The sequence below is a fragment of the Bradyrhizobium algeriense genome, assembly GCF_003062295.1.
Taxonomy (GTDB): Bacteria; Pseudomonadota; Alphaproteobacteria; order Rhizobiales; family Xanthobacteraceae; genus Bradyrhizobium; species Bradyrhizobium algeriense.
This window is the reverse complement of sequence record NZ_PYCN01000031.1, coordinates 24,169-44,611: the sequence shown is the minus strand read 5'-3', so window position 1 is coordinate 44,611 and position 20,443 is coordinate 24,169. Positions and strand designations below refer to the sequence as shown.

At 63.8% G+C, this 20,443-nt stretch carries 15 protein-coding genes; 5 read left to right on the top strand and 10 right to left on the bottom strand.

Annotated features, from left to right (window positions below; all coding sequences use genetic code 11):
- The first annotated feature begins 244 nt into the window (after window positions 1-244).
- Window positions 245-1,084 (top strand): caspase family protein, encoded by an 840-nt coding sequence (locus C7G61_RS35035; protein WP_108522269.1) that lies wholly within the window; start codon window positions 245-247, stop codon window positions 1,082-1,084.
- A gap of 204 nt (window positions 1,085-1,288) precedes the next feature.
- Here the strand turns inward: C7G61_RS35035 and C7G61_RS35030 are convergent, their stop codons facing one another.
- From C7G61_RS35030 to C7G61_RS35015, 4 genes are all read right to left on the bottom strand, one after another.
- Complete coding sequence (locus C7G61_RS35030; RefSeq protein ID WP_108522268.1) at window positions 1,289-1,570, bottom strand: GIY-YIG nuclease family protein; 282 nt, start codon at window positions 1,568-1,570, stop codon at window positions 1,289-1,291.
- A 140-nt stretch (window positions 1,571-1,710) separates the two neighbouring features.
- On the bottom strand, window positions 1,711-2,604 hold the full coding sequence (locus C7G61_RS35025) for an efflux RND transporter periplasmic adaptor subunit (protein ID WP_108522267.1): 894 nt from the start codon (window positions 2,602-2,604) through the stop codon (window positions 1,711-1,713).
- Between the two features lie 185 nt (window positions 2,605-2,789).
- Complete coding sequence (locus tag C7G61_RS35020) at window positions 2,790-3,668, bottom strand: alpha/beta fold hydrolase (protein WP_108522266.1); 879 nt, start codon at window positions 3,666-3,668, stop codon at window positions 2,790-2,792.
- 81 nt (window positions 3,669-3,749) lie between these two features.
- Entirely contained in the window at window positions 3,750-4,595 is an 846-nt protein-coding gene (locus C7G61_RS35015) for a class I SAM-dependent methyltransferase (protein WP_108522299.1), read from the bottom strand.
- Between the two features lie 270 nt (window positions 4,596-4,865).
- Between C7G61_RS35015 and C7G61_RS35010 the strand changes: the two genes are divergently transcribed.
- The 3 genes from C7G61_RS35010 to C7G61_RS35000 all read left to right on the top strand — a co-directional run bounded on the left by C7G61_RS35010 (window position 4,866) and on the right by C7G61_RS35000 (window position 7,335).
- The gene (locus C7G61_RS35010; RefSeq protein ID WP_108522265.1) at window positions 4,866-6,446 is read left to right on the top strand and encodes a winged helix-turn-helix domain-containing protein; all 1,581 of its coding nucleotides are present in this window, start codon (window positions 4,866-4,868) and stop codon (window positions 6,444-6,446) included.
- Window positions 6,447-6,627: 181 nt separating this feature from the next.
- Window positions 6,628-6,855, top strand: coding sequence for a tautomerase family protein (locus C7G61_RS35005; RefSeq protein ID WP_108522264.1), 228 nt, complete (start codon window positions 6,628-6,630; stop codon window positions 6,853-6,855).
- Window positions 6,856-7,068: 213 nt separating this feature from the next.
- Window positions 7,069-7,335, top strand: coding sequence for a YjiS-like domain-containing protein (locus tag C7G61_RS35000; protein ID WP_145963740.1), 267 nt, complete (start codon window positions 7,069-7,071; stop codon window positions 7,333-7,335).
- Between the two features lie 265 nt (window positions 7,336-7,600).
- On the opposite strand, the gene C7G61_RS34995 is transcribed toward C7G61_RS35000, so the two are convergent.
- Together C7G61_RS34995 and C7G61_RS34990 are read right to left on the bottom strand one after the other, a co-directional pair.
- The gene (locus C7G61_RS34995) at window positions 7,601-10,060 is read right to left on the bottom strand and encodes an adenylate/guanylate cyclase domain-containing protein (protein ID WP_108522262.1); all 2,460 of its coding nucleotides are present in this window, start codon (window positions 10,058-10,060) and stop codon (window positions 7,601-7,603) included.
- A gap of 241 nt (window positions 10,061-10,301) precedes the next feature.
- Complete coding sequence (locus C7G61_RS34990) at window positions 10,302-12,347, bottom strand: AsmA family protein (RefSeq protein WP_108522261.1); 2,046 nt, start codon at window positions 12,345-12,347, stop codon at window positions 10,302-10,304.
- A 220-nt stretch (window positions 12,348-12,567) separates the two neighbouring features.
- Here C7G61_RS34990 and C7G61_RS34985 point away from each other — a divergent pair, with 220 nt between their 5' ends.
- On the top strand, window positions 12,568-13,242 hold the full coding sequence (locus C7G61_RS34985) for a Crp/Fnr family transcriptional regulator (RefSeq protein WP_108522260.1): 675 nt from the start codon (window positions 12,568-12,570) through the stop codon (window positions 13,240-13,242).
- A gap of 245 nt (window positions 13,243-13,487) precedes the next feature.
- On the opposite strand, the gene C7G61_RS34975 is transcribed toward C7G61_RS34985, so the two are convergent.
- The 4 genes from C7G61_RS34975 to C7G61_RS34960 all read right to left on the bottom strand — a co-directional run bounded on the left by C7G61_RS34975 (window position 13,488) and on the right by C7G61_RS34960 (window position 20,029).
- The gene (locus C7G61_RS34975) at window positions 13,488-16,637 is read right to left on the bottom strand and encodes an efflux RND transporter permease subunit (RefSeq protein ID WP_108522258.1); all 3,150 of its coding nucleotides are present in this window, start codon (window positions 16,635-16,637) and stop codon (window positions 13,488-13,490) included.
- The gene (locus C7G61_RS34970; RefSeq protein WP_108522257.1) at window positions 16,637-17,560 is read right to left on the bottom strand and encodes an efflux RND transporter periplasmic adaptor subunit; all 924 of its coding nucleotides are present in this window, start codon (window positions 17,558-17,560) and stop codon (window positions 16,637-16,639) included. Before C7G61_RS34970 ends, C7G61_RS34975 begins: the two co-directional genes overlap by 1 nt.
- Window positions 17,561-17,733: 173 nt before the next feature.
- Complete coding sequence (locus C7G61_RS34965) at window positions 17,734-18,411, bottom strand: OmpA family protein (RefSeq protein WP_244608602.1); 678 nt, start codon at window positions 18,409-18,411, stop codon at window positions 17,734-17,736.
- A 151-nt stretch (window positions 18,412-18,562) separates the two neighbouring features.
- Entirely contained in the window at window positions 18,563-20,029 is a 1,467-nt protein-coding gene (locus C7G61_RS34960) for a caspase family protein (RefSeq protein WP_108522255.1), read from the bottom strand.
- Between the last annotated feature and the right edge of the window lie 414 nt (window positions 20,030-20,443).

Sequence of the window (20,443 nt, the reverse complement as noted above, 5' to 3'; positions counted from 1 at the left end):
TGTGACCAAGGTCACTTAACTGGAATTAACCTTCCGCCAGTATTGGGCGGCTATTGGTTCCATGCACCAAATGAGGTTGTTCGGGAAGGCCCGACAGGCTAAAAGCCCGGTTGTTGCGGTGCCGCAAATTGATCGCAATTCGACGGCACACACCTTGCAACCCCTTCAAACCTGAACGGTCCTGGCGCGACTAACTGGCGCGGTCTTGTTTGGTGCCTTTGAATAAACTTGGGATGGTAACCTGATGAACCTCGGTCAGCTCCGCATCTCCCGCCGCACCGTCACCATTGCCGTTGCCTTCGTAGGCCTGGTGTCGCTGGCGATCGGCGCCCATGCAGCGTTGAACAAGCGCTCGCTCGACGCCGCCAAGGCGATCGGGAGCGAACAAACCGGCTCGATCGGCACGTCCGCCAGCCGCGTGGCGCTGGTGATCGGCAACGGCCACTATCCGGATGCGTCAGCGCCGCTGTCCCAGCCCATCAACGATGCCCGCGGCCTCACTGCAGCTTTGCGAGCCAAGGGTTTTGACGTCGACGTGGTCGAGGACGCCACCAAGGACGACATGGCCCGCGCCATTGTTCGCCTGAAGGCCAAGATCCAGCCGGACACCGTGGCAATGCTGTTCTTCGGCGGGTACGGCGTCCAGGTCGGCCGCGAGAGCTTTATGATCCCGGTCGATGCCGCAATCTGGAAGGAAGCCGACGTCCGCCGCGACGGCGTCTCCATCGAACAGGTGCTGGACGCGATGACCGAGAAGGGCGCCAAGGCCAAGCTCGTTGTCGTCGACGCCTCCCGCCGCAACCCCTATGAGCGCCGCTTCCGCTCCTACTCCCATGGCCTCGCCCCGATCTCCACGCCGGAAAACGCGCTGATCCTGACCTCGGCGACGCCGGGCAAGGTGGCCGATGACGGCAAGGGCCAGTACAGCGTGCTGGTGACCGAGCTGCTCAACAATTTGAATTCGCAGTCCGGCGCGGCAAGCGCCTTCAACAAGACCCGCATCTCCGTCTCCCGCGCCTCCGACGGCGAGCAGGTGCCGCAGGTGTCGTCGTCGCTGCTGGAAGACGTCCGCATCGGCGGGTAGGGGCAGGCCAGCTCCCTCCACCCGGTCGTCCCTGCGAACGCAGGAACCCATACCGCGTGATTCATCGATAGCGCGCGGTCGCAGACGCTCTGCGTTAGCCAAACTACCGCTGCAGATTGCTGAAGCGAAGCCATCTTCCCTCCTGCCCATTACGCCGGCCGCGGCGTATGGGTCCCTGCTTTCGCAGGGACGACGAGGGTATCCTCAAACAATTAGATCGCTGAGATCACGCCACTCCAGATTCTCGCGCTCGATCAGCTCGATCTTCCAATCCCGTTTCCATCGTTTGAGCTGCTTTTCACGCGTAATCGCTTCATCCGGCCGCTCGAAGGTCTCGACGTAAACCAGGCGATAAACGCCGTAGGTTTTGACAAACGACGAGCCCTCGCCGTTGCGATGCTGTTCCAGCCGTTTTGAAAGGGAATTGGTCACCCCGATATACAGGGTCCCGTGCTGCCGGCTCGCGAGAATGTAAACGTAATACATGCGCGAAATACTGCTGTCGTCCCTGCGAACGCAGGGACCCATACCGCGTGATCTATCAAGTGAAACGCGGTCGCTGATATCTTACCATACAACGAACGCCGGTGGTTATGGGCCCCTGCGTTCGCAGCGGCGACGGATGCCTACTTCACATCCGCGCTTGCCGTCACCGCCCGCACCGGATCGCCCTCGCGCAGCAGCGCGCCGGCGCGCGCCACCACGATGTCGCCTTCCTGCAGCCCGGAGGTGATCTCGACCTGTCCGGCCGACATCAATCCAGTCTCCACCCGCCGCGTTTCGACGCGCGCGCGCCGTACCACCTGCACCACGGTGCCGGCGGAGCCATAAAGGATGGCGGTGAGCGGTACAGACACGCCGCAGCTCTGCCCGGTCTTGATCTGCGCGCGGCCGCTGGAATTGACGAGCAGGCGGCGGTTGGTGGTGACGCCGAGGAATACCTGCGCGAGCTGGCTGTTCGGCTCGACGGTGGTCGACAGCCGCCGCACCCGCCCGTCGACCTCGCCGGCGCCGATCACCTTGATCCGCGCGGTCTGGTTGACCTGAAGTTTGGCGATGTCGCGTGTCGGCACCATGCCGACCAGATCGAACTCGCTGCGCGCGATGATCGAGAACAGCGCTTCGCCCTTGGCCGACGCCATCGCGCCGACGGAAGCCGTCGAGGCCGAGATCACGCCTGCCACCGGCGCCTGCACCGTGATCTGCCCGCCCTCGGGGAGGGTCAGCCGCGCCAGCGCCTGACCTGCGGTAACGCTGTCGCCCGCATCCACCATCACCTCGGCGACCTTCAGCCCCATCCGCTCGGGCCGCACCTGGTTCTCCTCGCGCGCAATGATGGTGCCGGAGACTTCGACGATATTGGCGAAGCAGGATTTCGCGGCCTTGAGCACGGTGACGGCGGCGCCCTTGGGGGCGGGCTCGGGGTCTTCGGCGGCGAGGGCGGGGGAAAGGCAGAGCAAGCCCGCGGCAATCAGGGCAGTGAGCTTCGGCGCAAGGTCGCGCGCAGCAAAGGCGGGCATCGGCAATTCCTTCTCAAATTCAGGGTCTTGGATACCAGAAAGCGCGCCTCGCAGCCAAGCGCCAAGAAGTCACCCCTCCGGCAGAGCGTTTCCAGCGAAGCATGCCCTCGGACTTGATCCGGGGGTGGAGGCCGGTTCGCGCGAAGAAAACGCGTCAAATCAGGAATCTGGAGCCCCGTTCCGATTTAATCGGAACGGAGCTCCAGGCTGATGGCCTCGGCCGGCGCCGCCTCCGCCGCCAGCGGAACGCCGGCCAGCTCGTCCGCGCGGGCGATATGCCCTGCGATCGCGGGATTGACTGATGACGCATGGGTGAGCGGGAGCATATGGCCGCCATCCGGCAAATGCCGGACCTCGGCGCCATCAATGATCGCACCGAGCCGCTGCACAATGCGTTGGGTGACGTAGGGCGATAGCCCGCCCGAAAACAGCAGCGTCGGAACGCGAAGCGAGGCCGCCGCGGTGGCAACATTCTCTTCGGCGAACGCCGCGGTGAAATCGAATGCAAGCTTGTCGGCGCGCTCGATCATGCGAAGGCGCACGCTTGCTGGCAGCGGATCCTGCGGACCGGACCCATTCCAGAACGCAATGAACTTGTCGATCGCCTCGAGCGCCGATCCGTTCCAGAGGTCCTCGGAAACGTCACGCGCGACCTGGGCGAAACGCGCGTGAAGCCGGCGGTCGGCGTCGCTCTCGCACAAAAGCGTCGGCAGCACCGGCTCGATCAGCGTCAGGCTGCGCAGGCGATGCGCGAACGCCGAGCAGGTCGCGATCTTGAACGCAATCGCGCCGCCGTAGGAATGGCCGACGAGATGGATGGGGCCCTCCGCGTCGTTGAGCTGGCCGTTCAGGCATCGAACTTCCTCCGCGAGCGTCAGCGGCAGGTCCACCGCGCAGCAGCTGTTGGTGCCATAGCCCGAGATGTCAGGGGCGAAGAACGGATGCTCGCGCCCGAGTTCATCGGCGAGCGTCTTCCATTGGCGCCCCGAGCCGAGCGAGCAATGCAGCGCCACGACGCAAGCCTTTTCGCGCTCTCGGCGCGAGATGTGAATCACATTGGTCATCGAAATGCTCCTGATTTTTATATGGGACGCCACCGGCGGGCCATGCGAATGGCCCCGCCGAAGTCTTGCTGGCGCGCCGTTTCACCGCTTGGTGATGACGATCTCGAGATACTCGCTGGGCACGACCATGGTGCCGTCGCCGGACCTGTTCATGCGAACAATCAGCGCATTCAGATCGTTATGCAGCTCTTCCTGTTTCGCCGGCTCGAGGGCGGCGAAGGCTTTCAGTACCGGGCCGTAATAGGTCTTGAATACATCGAGGAAGTGCGCCGGCGAGCGATAGCGGAACTTGAACAGGCGCGATTCCGCTCGGATCGAACGCGCATCAGTGTCGAACATTTCGGTCAGCCGCGCGCGCGTTCCCCACAGCGCCGGCGATTTGGCCCCGGCGGGAGGCGGCAGATATTTGCCGAGCGTCTTGAAGACCTGTCCGATGAAACCTTCCGGCGTCCAGTTCGCGAGGCCGATCTGGCCCTTGGGCTTGCAGACCCGCATCAGCTCGGCGGCCGCGCGGTCCTGGTTCGGCGTGAACATGACGCCGAAGGTGGAGAGCACCGTGTCAAAGCTGTTATCGTCGAACGGCAGGTTTTCCGCGTCGGCTTCCCTGAATTCGATTTGCATGCCTTCCGCCACGGCACGCGCCTGGCCGCGCTCCAGCAACGCCGGCACGTAGTCGGTCGAGGTGACGTCGCACCACCGCCGCGCCGCGGCAAGGCTCGCCATGCCGTTGCCGGCGGCGACATCGAGCACCTTTGAGCCGGCCTTGAGATCGAGCGCCTCGCACAGCTCCTCGCCGACGATCTGCAGCGTCGCGCCGACAATGGCGTAGTTGCCCGAGGACCATGCGGCCTGCTGACGCGTCTTCAGGGCTGCGAGGTCGGGGGCGGGCGGGATCGGGGTCGCTGCGGTCGCTGTCTGGCCGGCCATCGGTGTCTCCTTGATCTGGATCATGCGGTCACGGGAGGGAGCCGCGATGAACCGAACGTGGCCCTGTCGGGACCTAAAGACTGTGATGCCGGGCTGATTTTGCCTTGAGAGGATCCTGATTTTTCAGTGAGATTTCTCTTTCTGTGAAATTTCCCACACTTTCCCGCCGGGAAATTCGGTCTACCTCGCACCGGGAGCGGGACAAACAAAATGACCGGAAATCGCGTGCCGGGACGAAGTGATCTAGGATGATTTAACCGGGATGAAGCCGTGCGATTTCACTTTTCCAACCATGTACTTGATGTCGACCTGCGTGAGCTGACCCGCGGCGGCGAGAGCATCGCGGTCGAGCCGCAGGTGTTTGATCTCCTGATTCACCTGATCGAAAACCGCGACCGCGTCGTCACCAAGGACGATCTGATCGAGACGATATGGGACGGCCGCATCGTCTCCGAATCCACGTTGACGAGCCGGATCAACGCCGCGCGCAGGGCGGTCGGCGACAGCGGCAAGGATCAAGCCGTGATCCGCACCATTGCGCGAAAGGGTTTTCGTTTCGTTGGCGACGTGCAGCCGAAAGCCGCGAACGGCGCCCTGTCGCGCGCCGATGCGCCTTCCTCGCCCGGTTTCGCCGGCGAGCTGCCGCATCGACAACTCCCGGCGCTCAATCGCACCGCGATCGCCGTGATGCCGTTTGCCAATCTTAGCGGCGAGCCGGAGCAGGAGTATTTTTCCGAAGGCATCAGCGAGGACATCATCACCGCGCTGTCGAAGCTGCGCTGGTTCTACGTGATCGCGCGGAATTCCTCGTTCAGCTACCGGGGAAAATCCGTTCACCACAAAGAGATCGGCGAGGAGCTCGGCGTCGGCTATGTCGTCGAAGGCAGCGTGCGCAAGGACGGCGACCATGTGCGCATCAACGCTCAGCTCGTCGACGTGGCGAGCGGCAGTCAGCTGTGGGCCGAGCGCTACGACCGCAATCTCGCCGACGTGTTCGCCGTGCAGGACGAAATCACCCAGGCCGTCGTCGCGGCGATCGAGCCGCAGCTCTATGCGGCTGAGGATTTCCGGGCCCGGCGCAAGACGCCTGATAATATGGACGCGTGGGATCTGGTGATGCGCGCGCTGTCGCATTACTGGCGCGTGACGCGGCAGGACAATCTGGTGGCGCTGGCGCTTCTGGAAAAGGCGATCAGCGTCGATCCCGCCTACGGCCAGGCGCTCAGCCTGCTGGCGGCCTGCCATACGTTCAGCGCCCATATGGGCTGGCAGGAAATCACCAAAGTGGTTCCGGTGGCGGAGCGGGCGGCGCTGGCGGCGATCCGGGCCGACAGCGAGGACGCGTGGGCGCATTATGCGCTGGCCAGCGTCTATCTGTTCAACCGGCGCTTCGATGATTGCATCGCCGAGTTCGAGCTGGCGCTTCGGCTCAATCCCAATTTCTCGCCCGCGCGCGGCCTCTATGGCGTTGCGCTGTCCTATCGCGGGCGCTGGGAGGACGGCGATCGCGCCGCGCGCGAGGCGCTGAAATTCTCACCGCGCGATCCCTTTGCCGCGATCTATTGCGGCGTCGCCGCCTATTGCCAGTATGTCGGCAAAAATTACGCAGAGGCGATCCGCCTGTCGCGCGAAGCGTTGCGCCAGCGCACCGACTTTGTCGGCGCCCACCGCGTGCTGACCGCCTCCCTCGGCATGGCCGGCGACACTGACGCCGCCAAATCGGCCCTCGAAGGCCTTCGCCGCGCCCAGCCCAACATCTCGCTCGCCTGGCTCGCCAGCGGATTGCCGTTCGAACACAAGGCGGACAAGGCGCATTACCTGGAAGGGTTTCGGCGCGCCGGTCTGCAGTAGCTTCGCGGCGATATCTCAAGCGCGTCTGGACGATAAATCACAGCCGTCTGAAAGTCTTGGCCAGCCGTAGCAGGCATGTTGACGCTGCCCTCGCTTCCGCGAGGTCCAGAGCGTTTTCGAGCGAAGTGGATGCCGGTTCGCGTGAAGAAAACGCGTCAAAAATAAGAGCCAGGAGAATTGCATGCCATTGATAGAGGTTCACGTCATCGAGAACGTGTTCAATTCCGAGCAGAAGAGCCAGATGATCAGGAAGCTCACCGACGCCATGGTGTCGATCGAAGGCGAGAGCATGCGCGGCGTTACCTGGGTCAAGATTTCCGAAGTCGCGAGCGGCGATTGGGGCATCGGCGGTCAGCCGCTGACCACCGAAGCCGTCAAGGATCTCGCGGCCGGACGAAAGGTGGCCTGACGAGTTTCGCCTCGCATCGCCGGCGGGCTGGCCCTGCCGGCGGTGTGGCATATCGCTTCCTCATTCAGATCTTCACGTAGTCGTGTCCGGTATCCGTCGCGCCTTTAGGCGTACGCGCCGAGGCCTGCTGACACCATGCTGGCAGCAGGCCTTCGGTAGAAAGCATGCTCGGCAACTTGACCGAGTTCCAACTACTCTTTGAAGAACATCGCCATGACCGTACTGACCACCATTCCGACCTCCGCCACCAGGCCATTTGCCTGGCGAACTGCAGTTTGGCTGGCGCGCGTTCGCCGGACCATCAACCGCTTTATCGCGGCAGTGATCGCGCGCCACGAGCGTCACGCCGCGCGTGAGGCCTTGCGCAAGCTCGACGATCGCCATCTCAAGGATATCGGCATGTACCGCACGCAGATCGACAGCAATCTCGAAGAACTGGCGCAGACCCGCGCGCGAATGCAGCAGCCCGGTTGGCACTGACGGGCGGGCGCGGACTATTGCCAGCATGTCGGTCGCAGTTGCGGCAGCGATCCGTCGCGTCTCGCGAACGCTTCCCTGCGCCCTCTGAATTTTATGGGGGCGGATGACGATGTAAATCCTCGGGCGCGTGGCGCCGCGGGAGGTTTGCTGCTGTTTGACACAAAGGCGGAGCCGTAGGGTGGGCAAAGCGCAGCGTGCCCACCATCTCTCATCATCACGGCTCTGAATGGTGGGCACGCTTCGCTTTACCCACCCTACGAATCGACTACTGCATCTTCTTCCGTCGTGCGGCCGCAGCATCCACCACGTTGTCTACTTCCTCGCGCCAGCTCATGATCTCCGCCGCCAAAATCGGATGATTGAATCCCTTCAGATTCAAATCATCGATCGGCCGCCCTTCCACCCACGGCTCCACCATGCCGTAGACGCGCCTCGACACCACGATCTGGTTGGCCTTGGCTTCGTCGCACAGCCGCGACGCAAGATTGGTGACGCTGCCGATCGCGGCGTATTCCAGCCGCTGCTCAAAACCGATCTGGCCGAGCGTGGCGTAGCCGAGCGCAATGCCGATGCCGAAGCCGAGATTGTGGCCGCGGTTGCGCCACTTGTCGGTCAGCCCGCCGATGGTGTCGCGCATCTCGACCGCCATGCGAACGGCGCGCGCGGTATGGTCGTCGAACTGGATCGGCGCGTTGAACAGGATCATCACGCCGTCGCCGGCATAGCGGTCGAGCGTGCCTTCATACTTGAAAATCAGTTCGCCGAGCGCCGCGTGGTATTCGCGCAGCACGTTCATCGCCTCTTCCGGTTCAGTGGTCTCGGTGAACGCCGTAAACCCGCGCAAATCGCAGAACACCACCGTCACTTCGCGGCGGTGGCTGTCGAGCAGGCCCTCATGGCCGTCGGAGGAGGCGATCAGTTGCGCCACCTGCGGCGCCAGGAAACGCTCCAGCCTTCGGATGCGCTCGATCTCGCCGAGCTGGGTCTCGACGCGCTCCTCAAGCGAGCGATTCCAGTCCCGGAGCTGGTCGGTCTGCTCCTGCAGCTTGTCGGCCTGCTCGCGCACGATGTCGTTGGCGGCCAGAAGCTCGCGGCTCTTGTGATCCACCTCGGTGAACAGCCGCGCATTGCGCATCGCCAGCACCGCCTGGTGCGCAAACGTCTTCATCAGCCCGATGAGATTGGCGGAGAATTCGCCGGCGTTCCGCCGCAGCACCACCAGCGAACCCAGAATGCCGGTCTGGTCGACCAGCGGCACCACCAGCACCGAGTGGAATCCGGCTTCGATTACGACATCGCGCAAGGGATGTTCGGGCGTCGCGCCGAGCTGGGGTATCGCGATCGGCTCGCCGCTCGTTGCGGCTTCGCCGAGCGGCGAGTTGTCGGCGTCGATAGCGCGGTGGCTGCCTTCGGCCGACGGGTCGATGCCGATCGCTTCCGTCAGGTTGAACTGGTGATTGCCGGCGTCATAGCCATAGATCAGCACGGCGTCGGCATGGGTGATTTCCAGCGCGCGCGCGGCGACCGTCGGCAGCACGGCGTTGAGGTCGAGCGAGGAGGCGACCGCGCGGCCGACCTCCTCGAGCACCTTGAGCTCGTTGATCGACTGCGCCAGATCGCGCGTCCGCTCCTTCACCTTGGATTCGAGGTTCGAATACGTCTCCGCGAGCTGTCCGGCCATGCCGTTGAACTGGTTGGCCAGTTCCTCCAGTTCGTCCGACGTCTTCACCTCGATGCGGTGGCCGAAATCGCCGGCGCCAAGACGCCGCGCGCCGGCCTGCAGCGCCGTGATCGGCACCAGCATGCGGCGCGCCATGATGGTGCCGGCGATGATCGCGACCACGAGGCCGAGCCCGATCAGAAGCGCGATCCGCACCAGTTGATCGCGGATCGGCGTCAGCGCCTGCGCCGTCTCCTGTTCGAAGAACACGTGCCAGCCGAGCTTCGGCACCAGGCTCGATGTGGTCAGCACGGCGTTGCCATTGGCATCCTTGCCCGACGCCGGCGCCACGCCGCCGGGCTTGCTGACGGCAGCGACCTGCGGCAGCGCCGACAGATTCTTGCCGACTTCAGGCCCGTTCGAGGAGGCGGCCAGCACGTCACCCTTGGAATCGGTGATGTAGGCAAACGCCACCTTGCCAACCTGGGCATCGATCAAAAACTCCGACAGGAAATCAAGGTCGATCTCGGCGACGGTGGTGCTGCCATCGGCATGCGACAGCGCGATCGACATCAACGGCCGCTCACCGCGGAAGTAAGCCGGCGCAAAACTGGTGCCGCGCGAGATGGTCTCGGTGAATCTGCGGGAAAAATCGGCGTCGCTGCCGAGCGTGACGGTCTGGCGCGTGTGGCGGAGTTGCTCACGGCCCTGGCTGTTGAGGAACGAGAGCTGGCTGACCTGCGGCACCTGCCGCAGCAGTTGCGCATAGTCTTCGCGGTGCTGCTCCAGCGTTGCGGCTTCGGTGATCTTGGTGGCGCTGGCGCGCGTCACCCAGGAAATCTGCCGCTCGAGGTCGGACAGGGATTGCTGGATCCGCTTGGCGGTTGCCTCCGCCTTCTCGCTCATGCCGTCGTTGAGCGAACTCTTGATGCCGCGATAGGTGATCCAGACTTCCATCGCGCCGTTGATGGCCAGCACGAACACGACGAGGCCGACCAGCGCGACGACGTATTTGGCGAACAGGCCTTCGCGCAGGAACCCTATTCTGTCCTTGACCTCGTTCATCCGGACCCTCGTGCCGGCCCACGGCTTGGGCGCGCGCATCGTTTTGTCACTGGCGCCGGTCTGTCTCGGCAGCCCCGGCGTGGGGTCTGTCTAGCACGAATTGGGGGGAGGGGCTGTGAGCCCGCCGACATGGTTAGGAGGTTCTATTGCCCAAATTAGGGTCAAAAAGCCGCGAAAGCGCTGCGCCGCCTCTCCCTTGCGGGAGAGGGCTGGTAAGGGGGCACGGTCTATCGAGAGAGCGTCACCGGTTGAACAACTGCCGCATGATCTCGTTCATTGGCTGACTGTCCTGCTCGGCGGTCGTGTCGCTCGGCGGCGCAGGGGGAGCGGGCTCGGCCGGAGCGGCTTCGGTCGGCGCCTCGGCTGGCGAGGTACGGCTCGGGATGCTGCGCTGGCTGCCCGGCCGCGCGCCGCCCTGGCCTTGGCTCTGGCCCAATCCGCTCAGGCCCTGCTGCAGGAGATTGCCGATGGTCTCGCCGAGCTGGCCGCCAGCCGCGCCCTGTCCACCCGCACCGCCTTGTTGTCCGCCGGTCGCCCCCGGCTGTCCGCCAAGCAGGTTGCCGATCGCAGCCCCGAGGCCGGCGCCGTTCTGGCCGAACAGGCCCTTGCCCATCTCCTTCAGCTTGGCATAGGCGGCGTCGGGATTGTCGAGGATGCCCTGCATCTCCGGATAGATCCGTGGGCTCCCCCACGGGCCCGAGATCATCACGGGGATGCCGAGCCCGACCGGATCGGTGACGCGGCCCTGGCCTTCGGTGGTCATCACGAGCTTCGGCTCGACGCGGAACCCGATCTGCTTGGTGCCGAGATCGATGGTACCTGCGCCGGTCATCTTGACCAGCGGGCCGACCAGATTGAGATCGGTGGTCTGCGCCTGTCCCTTGTCGATCTTGAACGACGCCGACAATTGCGAAAGGTCCGTCGCCTTCTCCGCGCCCTCCTGCCAGCCTGACAGCGTGCTCGCCGTCAGCGAGCGGATCATCTGCGCGACATTGAGTCCCTTGATGGCGCCGTCCTGGAATACCACGAACGCGGTGCCGGCCATGTTCGACATGATCGCGCGCTGGCTGGTGCCGGAGGAGCGCACGCTGACCTTCGCCTGCATCCTGCCGTCGATCCTGTCGAAATCGGCGAGGCCCTGCAGCAGCGGCAGCGCGCGCACGCCGGTGAGATCGGCCCGCATCGCGTAGGTCGGATTGGCGGTGGAGACATCGACGGTCAGATCGCCATTGGCGTTGCCTTCATAGGCGCCGAGGTTGGAAACCTGGGCCTTCAGCACGCCGGTGATGAGCGTGGCGTCGATCGCGGCGGGGGTGAAACGCGCATCGCCGATGTTGAGCTCGGTCGCGGAAATGCGCGCCTGCAGGTCGACATAATTGAGGCCGTTGACGTCGATCGTCGCACTGCTCCAGGGTTGGCCTGAGGAATCGCCGGTGCTGCGCGTCGTCGCGATGGCGAGCTTCTGGAAATCGAGGTCGAGCTTAACCAGCGGCTTGCTCGAAAGATCGACCGAGGCCCAGCCGTTGAACACGGCGTCGCCGAGCGCGCCGGTGACGCCGTTGATCATCACGACCGAGCCGTTGAGGCGGGCTTCGGCCTTGGCGGTGAGCGGGGCGCGCAACAGGTCGGGCGCGTCGATCTTGATCTCGGCCGGGATATTCTGCCGCTCGATCGGGGCTGCGGGCAGTGCCGCCTTGATGTCGAATTTCAGCGGATAGCCGTTGCGGCGGGCGCTGCCCGACAGCACGACCTTGCGATCGGAATCGATTGATATGTCGGCATTGACGGTCTCGATCCTGTTCTCGACGCGATCGCGCAGGTTGGAGAGCACGATGGTGCCGCCGGTGACGCTGATGTGCTCGATCGAGAAAGCGCCAGATGTCTTGCCGGCAGCGGGCTTCGAGGCAGGATTGGCCTCCCTCTCGCGCTCGCGCCTCAGCGGCAGGTTCACCACCGGGCGGATGATGACGAGTTCGGTGATCTGCGGCTTGCCGGCCCACAGGCTGGCGAAGGTCACGTCCGCTTCGATGCTTGCGGCCGCGAAGCGGCGGTTGATGTCGCGGTCCTTCTGATTCTGCAGCGTGACATCGTTCAGCGTGATGTTGAGCGATGGCCACAGGCCGACCTTGGCACCGCCATTGATGGCGAGCTTGTAGCCGGTCTCGCGCTCGACCCGCTCCTCGATCTGCGCCGTCAGGAAGCTGGACGGGACGCCGATCACCAGCAGCAGCGCGATGACGACGATCACGGCGGCAATGGCGACGCCGGCAAGTTTCAATGCTTTCATATCGACATTCCAGACCGCGCAAACGGCACATATTTCGGTGGCGCGAGACGCGGGCGCAACCGGTCAGGCGAGCTTATCCCGGAAAGAGGATGGGGCCCAAGAAGCCAAAAATATTCCCAGGGTACTGCAAAGTTATGTGACTTATGACACACTCGTTGGTGTGGGAATCTTGCTAACGGCCTGAGGGGGCGGGACCGGGCTTATTTTGGAAGGTAGTACAATGAGCAAACAGGCCGAATTTGCGGTCATTTTGAAAATGAACCCGATGTTTGCGGATCTGGGCGCCGACGAATTGCAGCGCATCTCCGGCCTTTGCCACACCGAGCAGCTCGGCCTTGGCGAGATGTTGTTCCAAAAGGGCGATGCCGGCGACGCGCTGTACGGGGTCCGGCGCGGCCAGATCCGGATCGAGACCGGCGCCTCCGACGGCAGCCGCCTGACGCTGAATTTCATGGGCCCCGGCGATCTGTTCGGCGAGGTTGCCGTCCTTGACGGCCAGAGCCGCACCGCGGACGCCACCGCCGGCGAGCCGTCGGAACTGTTCGTGCTGCGGCGCGAGGATTTCCTCGCCTTCCTCGAGCGCGAGCCCAAGGTCGCGATCAAGATCATGATGCTGTTGTGCCAGCGCATCCGCTGGCAGAGCGAGCGGATGGAAGAATCCGTGCTGCAGCCGCTGCCGGTCCGCCTGGCGCGAAGGCTCTGCGCACTCGCCTCCGACTTCGGCTCCGAAGTGCACATCTCGCAGGAGCAACTCGGCGTCTTCGTCGGCGCCGCCCGCGAAAGCGTCAACCGTCAACTGCAACTCTGGCGCAAGGACGGCATTCTGGACCTGCAGCGCGGACGGATATTGCTGCAGAACATGACCAAGCTGACGGCGGTGGCAAGGAACGAGTAGGGGCTGGGGGCGCTACACGCGCTTCGCGACCGTGCCAGAGAATGTCGGCCGCGCCGAAGCGGATCGCGAAGGATCATCCGATCCTGCGAGGTTGCGGCCGGGGCAATTCGTTGTCGGCCCCCAGCTCGCAACCCATGCCTTGACCTCGTCAAACGGCGCGGCAATCCGTGTCTGCCGAAAGTGGTCGTAACGGCGAGGATCCTCAGCGATATCGGGACCGGCGAAATCGACCACCGAATGCTCTCTCACTCCGCCGCAGGCGACATCGCCGGCGGGCCCTTGGCCGGTGGCTCCTTGTGATGATCTGATCCGTGACCTGCGGACTCCGTCTCTGCGCTGGAGACGATCAGCTTCTTGCCCAGCCGCCAGCACAGGGCGCCGAGATCGTCCATCACCATGAACATCGCCGGCACGAACACCAGCGACAGGATGGTGGAGAAGATCAGGCCGCCGATTACGGCGAGGGCCATCGGCGAGCGGAATTCGCCGCCGGCACCAAACGCCAGTGCTGACGGCATCATGCCCGCGGCCATCGCGATCGTCGTCATCACGATCGGGCGCGCGCGCTTCATGCCGGCGTCGATGATGGCCTCGTCGCGCTTCTTGCCTTCGCGGATCGCTTCCACCGCGAACTCCACCAGCATGATCGCGTTCTTGGTGACGATGCCCATCAGCATCAAAATGCCGATCCATACCGGCGTCGTGAGCTGCTTGCCGGTCAACAGCAAGGCTGCAATCGCGCCGCCGATCGAGAGCGGCAGCGAGAACAGGATGGTGATCGGCTGCAGGAAGGTGCCGAACAGCAGCACCAGCACCGCGTACACCATCATCAGGCCGGCGGTGATGGCGGTGGCAAACCCTTCCGACAATTCGTTGAGGCTTTCGGCGTCGCCCGACGGGCTGACCTTCACGCCCTTCGGCAGGCTCTTCATGACCGGAAGATCGTAGATCATCTTGGTGGCGTCGCCGAGCGCTGCGTTGCCGACGAGGTCGGCGGCCACCGTCGCCTGCCGTTCGCGGTCGTAGCGGTTGATGCTGGTCGGGCCCTGATCGAGTTGGATGTCGGCGACAACCGACAGCGGCACGCCGCCGCGTTCGCCGCGCTGGCCGAGCGGCACCCGCAATTGCTGCAGCATCTGCAGATCGCTGCGCGCATTGTCCTCGAGCTGGACGCGGATCGGCACCTGACGGTCGCCGGCATCGAATTTCGCCAAGGCCGGACCGACGTCGCCGATGGTGGCGACACGGATCGTCTGCGACAGGCTCTCGGTGGAGACGCCGAGACGTGCCGCGAGTTCGGCGCGGGGCCGGATACGCAGTTCAGGCCGGTCGAGCGAGGTTTCCGAAATCACGTTGGCGATGATCGGAATCCGCTTCATCTGCGTCGCCAGCTCGCTGGCGACGTTGTTGACGATGTTGCTGTCGACCCCGGTCACGACAAGCGAAATCGCGCGCAGGCCGTTCTCGTCGAGGAACCAGAAGCGGATGTCCGGAACGTTTTCCAGTTCCTGGCCGATCTCGAGCTCGAGTTGCCGCTGCGTGATCTTGCGATCGGCCTTCGGCGTGTAATTGATAATCAGCGCGGCGCGGCGCACTTCCTGTGTTCCCGGCGGCACCCTTCCACCATCGACGAAGATGCTCTTCACCTCGGGCCGCTTGCGCAGGCGGGCGACGATTTCCTCCGTCACCTTCTCGGTATAGGCGAGCTGCGTGCCCGGCGGCAGCTCCATCGCGAGCAGCGAGCGCGCGGTATCTTGCGCCGGCAGGAAGCCCTGCGGCAGCAGTGTGATGCTCCAGATCGAGGCTGCGAAGACGCCGAAGCCGATCAACACGGTGATGAAATAGTGCTTCACCGACCAGGTCACCAACTTGGTGTAGGTCTGCAGGATACGTCCGGGCGGCGGGTCCTCGTGCGGATGATCCTTGAGGAAGTAAGCCGCGAGCACCGGCGTGACGAAGCGCGCGGCAAGCAGCGAGAAGAACACCTGCACCGACACGGTGATGCCGAACTGCTTGAAGAACTGCCCGGCGATCCCGGACATGAAGCTGGCGGGAGCAAAGATCGCGATAATCGTCAGCGAGATCGCGATCACGGCAAGGCCGATTTCGTCGGCGGCTTCGAGTGCCGCGCGATAGGGCGATTTGCCCATGCGCATGTGGCGCACGATGTTCTCGATCTCGACGATGGCGTCGTCGACCAGAATACCCGTCGACAGCGTGATGGCGAGGAAAGAGACCAGGTTCAGCGAGAAGCCGAGCAGGTCCATCGCCCAGAACGCCGGGAAGATCGACAGCGGCAGCGAAATCGCAGCGATGATGGTGGCTCTGATATCGCGCAGGAACAGCAGCACGACGATCACCGCAAGGATTGCGCCCTCGAACAAGGTCGAGATCGCCGCATCGTAATTGCCCTTGGTGAAGTCGACCGAGGTATCGATCAGCTTCAGATCGACATCGGGATAGGCAACCTTCAGCGCATCGATTCGCTTCTGCACGGCGGCGGCAACCACGACGTCGCTGGCGCCCTTGGAACGCTTGATGCCGAGCGCCACCACCGGCTCGCCGTTGAAGCGGGCGAAGGTCCGGCGATCGGCAATGGTGTCGGTGACCGTGCCGAGGTCGTCGAGCCGCACCTCGCCGCCGCCGAACAGCGGGATCATGGTGCCGGCAAGTTCGTTCAGCGTCTTAGCGCCGGCCAGCGTGCGGATTGCCTGGTCGTTCTTGCCGATTTCAGCACGGCCGCCGGCGAGATCGACATTGGTGCCGCGCAGAATCTGGCTGACGTTGACGGCGGTCAGCCCCGCGGCCTGCAGCCGGTCGGGATCGAGCGAGACAAGAATCTCGCGCTCGACACCGCCGATACGCTCGACTTGCGCCACGCCGCGCACGCCCTGCAGCGCGCGTTTGACGACGTCGTCGACGAAATAGGAAAGCTGCTCGGGCGTCTTGCCGGGCGAGATCGCAGCGTAGGTGACGATCGGCAGGCCGATCACGTCGACGCGCTGGATCAGCGGCTCGTTGACGTTTTGCGGCAGGTTGGAGCGAACGCGGGTGACGGCGTCCTTGACGTCATTGAGCGCGCGGTCGGTGTTGGTCTCCAGCGCGAACTGGATCGTGGTCACCGACAGGCCGTCGGTGATCGAGGATGAAATATGCCGCACGCCCTCGACGCCGGATACGCCGTCCTCGATGGTCTTGGTGACCTGGCTCTCCAGCTCGGCGGGAGCCGCGCCGAATTGCGCTACCGCGACCGAGATCACCGGAATGTCGGCGCTGGGTAACCGCGTCACCGCGAGCTTGGTGAAGCTGACCCAGCCCAGCACCAGCAGGATGATCGAGAAGACAATCGAAGGCAGCGGGTTCCGGATCGACCATGCCGAGATATTCAAAGCCATTAGCGTGCCCGCGTGCGCTCGAGTTCATCGGCGAACATGGTCTTGACCTGGTCGCCGTCATGCAAAGAGGTGCCAGCATCGGCCACGACGGTTTCGCCGACGTCGAGGCCTTCAAGAATTTCGGTGGAGGTTTCGGAGGTCAGGCCGACGCGCACTTTTCGCGTCTCGATGGTGTTGCCTTTCACGACCTGCAGCGTCAGGCGGTCGATGGCGGTACGCGGGACGGCGACGCCGCAGGAGCGCTTGGCGTCGATATTGGCGCGGGCAAACATGCCGACCTTGAGGGAGGGATTGTTGTTCAGCGAAATCCGCACCTTGCCGAGCTGGGTGGTGCGGTCGATCTGCGGCGAGATCTGCCGGACCTTGCCGACAACATCGGGCGCGTCATCACGGCTGATGCGCACCGTAGCACCCGGATTGAGCTTGAGCAGATGAACGCTCGGCACTTCGGCTTCGAGCTCGATTTCATTGTTCACGGAAATGCGGAACATCGGGCCGGCCTGCGGCGAGGCGGGAGCGCCGACCGCGGTCCTTACTTCGGTGACGAGGCCGGCGGCAGGTGCGCGTAGCGATATCGGCCCGGATCGGCCGCCGGGGGCTCCCGGCTGCTGCGGCGGCGCGGTGAGGCGCGCCAGTTCCTGATTTTCGGTGACCATATCGCCTTCCTTGACGAACAGGTCGGTGACCCTGGAGCCTTCCTGGTCGACGCCGACCTGGGCCTCGCGGCGCGGCACGATAAAGCCGGTGACCCGCACCATGTCGGAGAAGCAGGCATTGGTGGACTTGGTCACGACCACCAGCGCCTGACCCGGCGTGTCTTTTTCTTCCGCGCGCGGACGGTGCTCGAACCAGTAATAGCCGACGGCCAGAACGGCAACGAAAGCCACTCCGAGCGCAGGTTTGAGGTATTCGGAGAATTTCATCGCCGGATCAATCCAGACTGGAAGTCAAATCAAACAGGGCGCATTTGGCCGGCCGACGACCTGCAATGGAGCCCAAAACGAATACGTCCCGCACGGGTGCTGCGGGACGCATTGTAGCCGGAAACTATTGGTCGGCGCCACGCCCTTGCTTGCAGGTCCTTATTTGCAAGGCCTTATTTGGCTGCGTTCGACGCCGTGGCCTTGTTTTCCATGTTGACCACCTGGACGCGGCGGTTCACTTCCGCCATCGGCTGGCCCGGATCCTTGAGCTTGCTCTTGCCATATCCGACGGTGACGAGATCGGTGCCGTTGATGCCATATTTGTCGACGAGATAGCGCTTGATCGCGTCGGCGCGGCGCTCGGAGAGATCCTGGTTGTAGGCATCGCCGCCGGCAGCGTCGGTATGGCCGGCGACCACGAAGGTCGAGCCCTTGAGATCATTGTTGGTGAGCGCGCGGCCGAGCGCCTGAACCGACGGCAGCGACTTCGCGCTGATATCGGCCGAGTTGTAGTCGAAGTTGATCTCCAGATCGATCTTCGGCTTGTCCTTGACGATGGCGGCGATCTCCTCGCGCTCGGCGCTCGAAAGCGAACGCGTGGAGCGGCCGCGGATCCTCTGGACGAACTTGCCCTCGGCGGCGGTTACGGCCGGGTCGACGGTGGTCTGCGGGCCGGTCGAAAGGCCGCGGGTCAGCGGCTTCTTTTCGGGCGCCAGCGCGCGGACGATCTGATCCTCGGTAACGTTCTTTTCCTGGGCCAGCGCGGTTCCCGCGCTAAAGGAAATTGCGACGCCGAGCGTTGCAACCGAGACGATTGCGGTAAAGGTTTTCGCTGCCGAGATGTTTGCCATTGCCAGTCCCCCTCCTGAGGGCTTCCCACGCGGTTCCAACGTCATCCAAATGAGCTGCCGGACCCTTGGGTCGTGGCCGGCTGCTTTGCTTTAGTCTGGACGCCCCGCCACAGGGTTCGAGGGAGCCACCAGCCTTCATTTAAAAAAATCGTCACTGCACCCCGTAATCGGCGAATTCCTTGACGATATTGGGGTCCATCGCCTTCGCATTGTTAATATCCAGGTCGCCTTCCGAAATTGAGCCGTTGCGTTTCTTGGCAAGGCCCCGTCCATACAGCGACGACGTCAATCTCGGGTTGATCTTGAGAGCAGCATCGAAATCAGCGATTGCATTCTTGTTCTGGCCGCTCTTCAGGTTGACGAGGCCGCGGCTGTCGAGTGCATCGACGAAATTCGGTCGCAGCCTAAGCGCTTCGTTGCAATCCTTCAGGGCCGCCTGCAGGTCGCCGATCACCGTGCGCGCCCAGCAGCGGTTGTTGAAGGCTTCCACATCCTTCGGGTTCAGCCGCAGCGAATTGTTGAAGTCCTTGATGGCGAGCTCGTAGGCGCCTTTGCTCGCATAGACTTGCCCGCGCCGGTACAGCGCAGCCGCATCGTCCGGATTTTCGTTGAGCTTGGCGTTCAGGCTCTTGATGGTCGGATCGTCGGCAAGCGCGACCGCGGTCGGACTGGGGCTCTCGGCCGGCTTGGCCGGCGGCGGGGGTGGAGGAATCGCGGCTTCAACCGGCTTTGGCGACGCGGGCGGCGGCGGAGGTGCCGGTGCGGCCACCACCGGTGGCGGTGCAGGCGCAGGCGAGGGAGCAGGCGGCGCTGCAGGCGCCGTGGCCACCGGAGTCTGCGGCGGGCTCGCCGGCCGCGGGCCTGAGCCGCCGGGGATGAAGGAGAAATCCTCGGCGAGCGACGACGAAATCCACGGCACCTGTTCCTGGCGCGAGGCGCGGGTCACGCCGACACGGGTGCGATTGAGCGTTTCCTCCGCCATCAAATCGGGGGTGCGGATTTCCTTCAGCAGCTCTTTCACGAACAGGCTGCGGTCGCTGCCATTGTCGGAAACGACGGACGAGAGCGCAGCCGAATACATCACCAGCGTGCCGTTCGGCGCAATCACCGGCGCAAGGCCTGCGGAAAAGCTGCGGAACCGGCGCTCGAACGGATTGCGCCTGGAGGCATCGATCAGCGCGATCTTGACCCCGGCGCCGCGGCTGTTGATCTCCCCCAGCACGGTCTCGAGGCTGAAACCGTCGCGGCGAACGTCCGGCTCGGTCCAGATCTGGGCATCGACGGGGATCATGTAGCTCTGCCGGCTCGACTGGACGCCAAAGCCGGAGAAGAAAATCAGCGCGACGGAGCCCGGCTTGATCTTGCCATACAGACGCTCGAAAGCGCGGCGCATCTGCTCGCCGGTGAGGTTCTCGCCGATATCGACATTGAAACCGTCGCGCTTGAGTTCTTCGGCGATGTCGCGCGCATCGTTGATCGGCTCCTTCAGCGGCGCCTCGGCGTCCGGATATTTCGCGTTGCCGATCACGAGCGCATAGCGCTCACCGGCTGCGAACGACGGGGCTACCGACGCAACTGAAAAAAACAATGTGAGGAGTAATGCGAGGCGGATTTTCATAATGACGGCAGTCCAGATCACGGCAGTCCAGCCAAAATAGCGCCGATGCCAGCTCGCGCCGCGGCGACCTTACTCTACGCTATCGGCATTATCAAACCGCGCCCGCAGTCCGTCAACCGCTTGCAACCGCTTGCGATGTCGTCACTAATTGCGACAATTAACCGCGATGGGACTAGGCGAATGGAGGGAATAAGTGGCGCTCCGGCAACGGTCGGCCACAGATCACGAAGGCGATCTGAAGAGTTCCTTTCGGTCTGCGTGCGCCGCCACCGGGCCTCGCTGTTTGGCAAGCCCGATGACAAGCTTCGGCGGGGATCAAGTCCGCCGCGCGCTCCATCGATGGTAATGTGATCCCTCTCACATAGCGTGCCGCCCGGTCGCGCGGCTGTCATTCGTCTTCCGGGTTTGACCTTT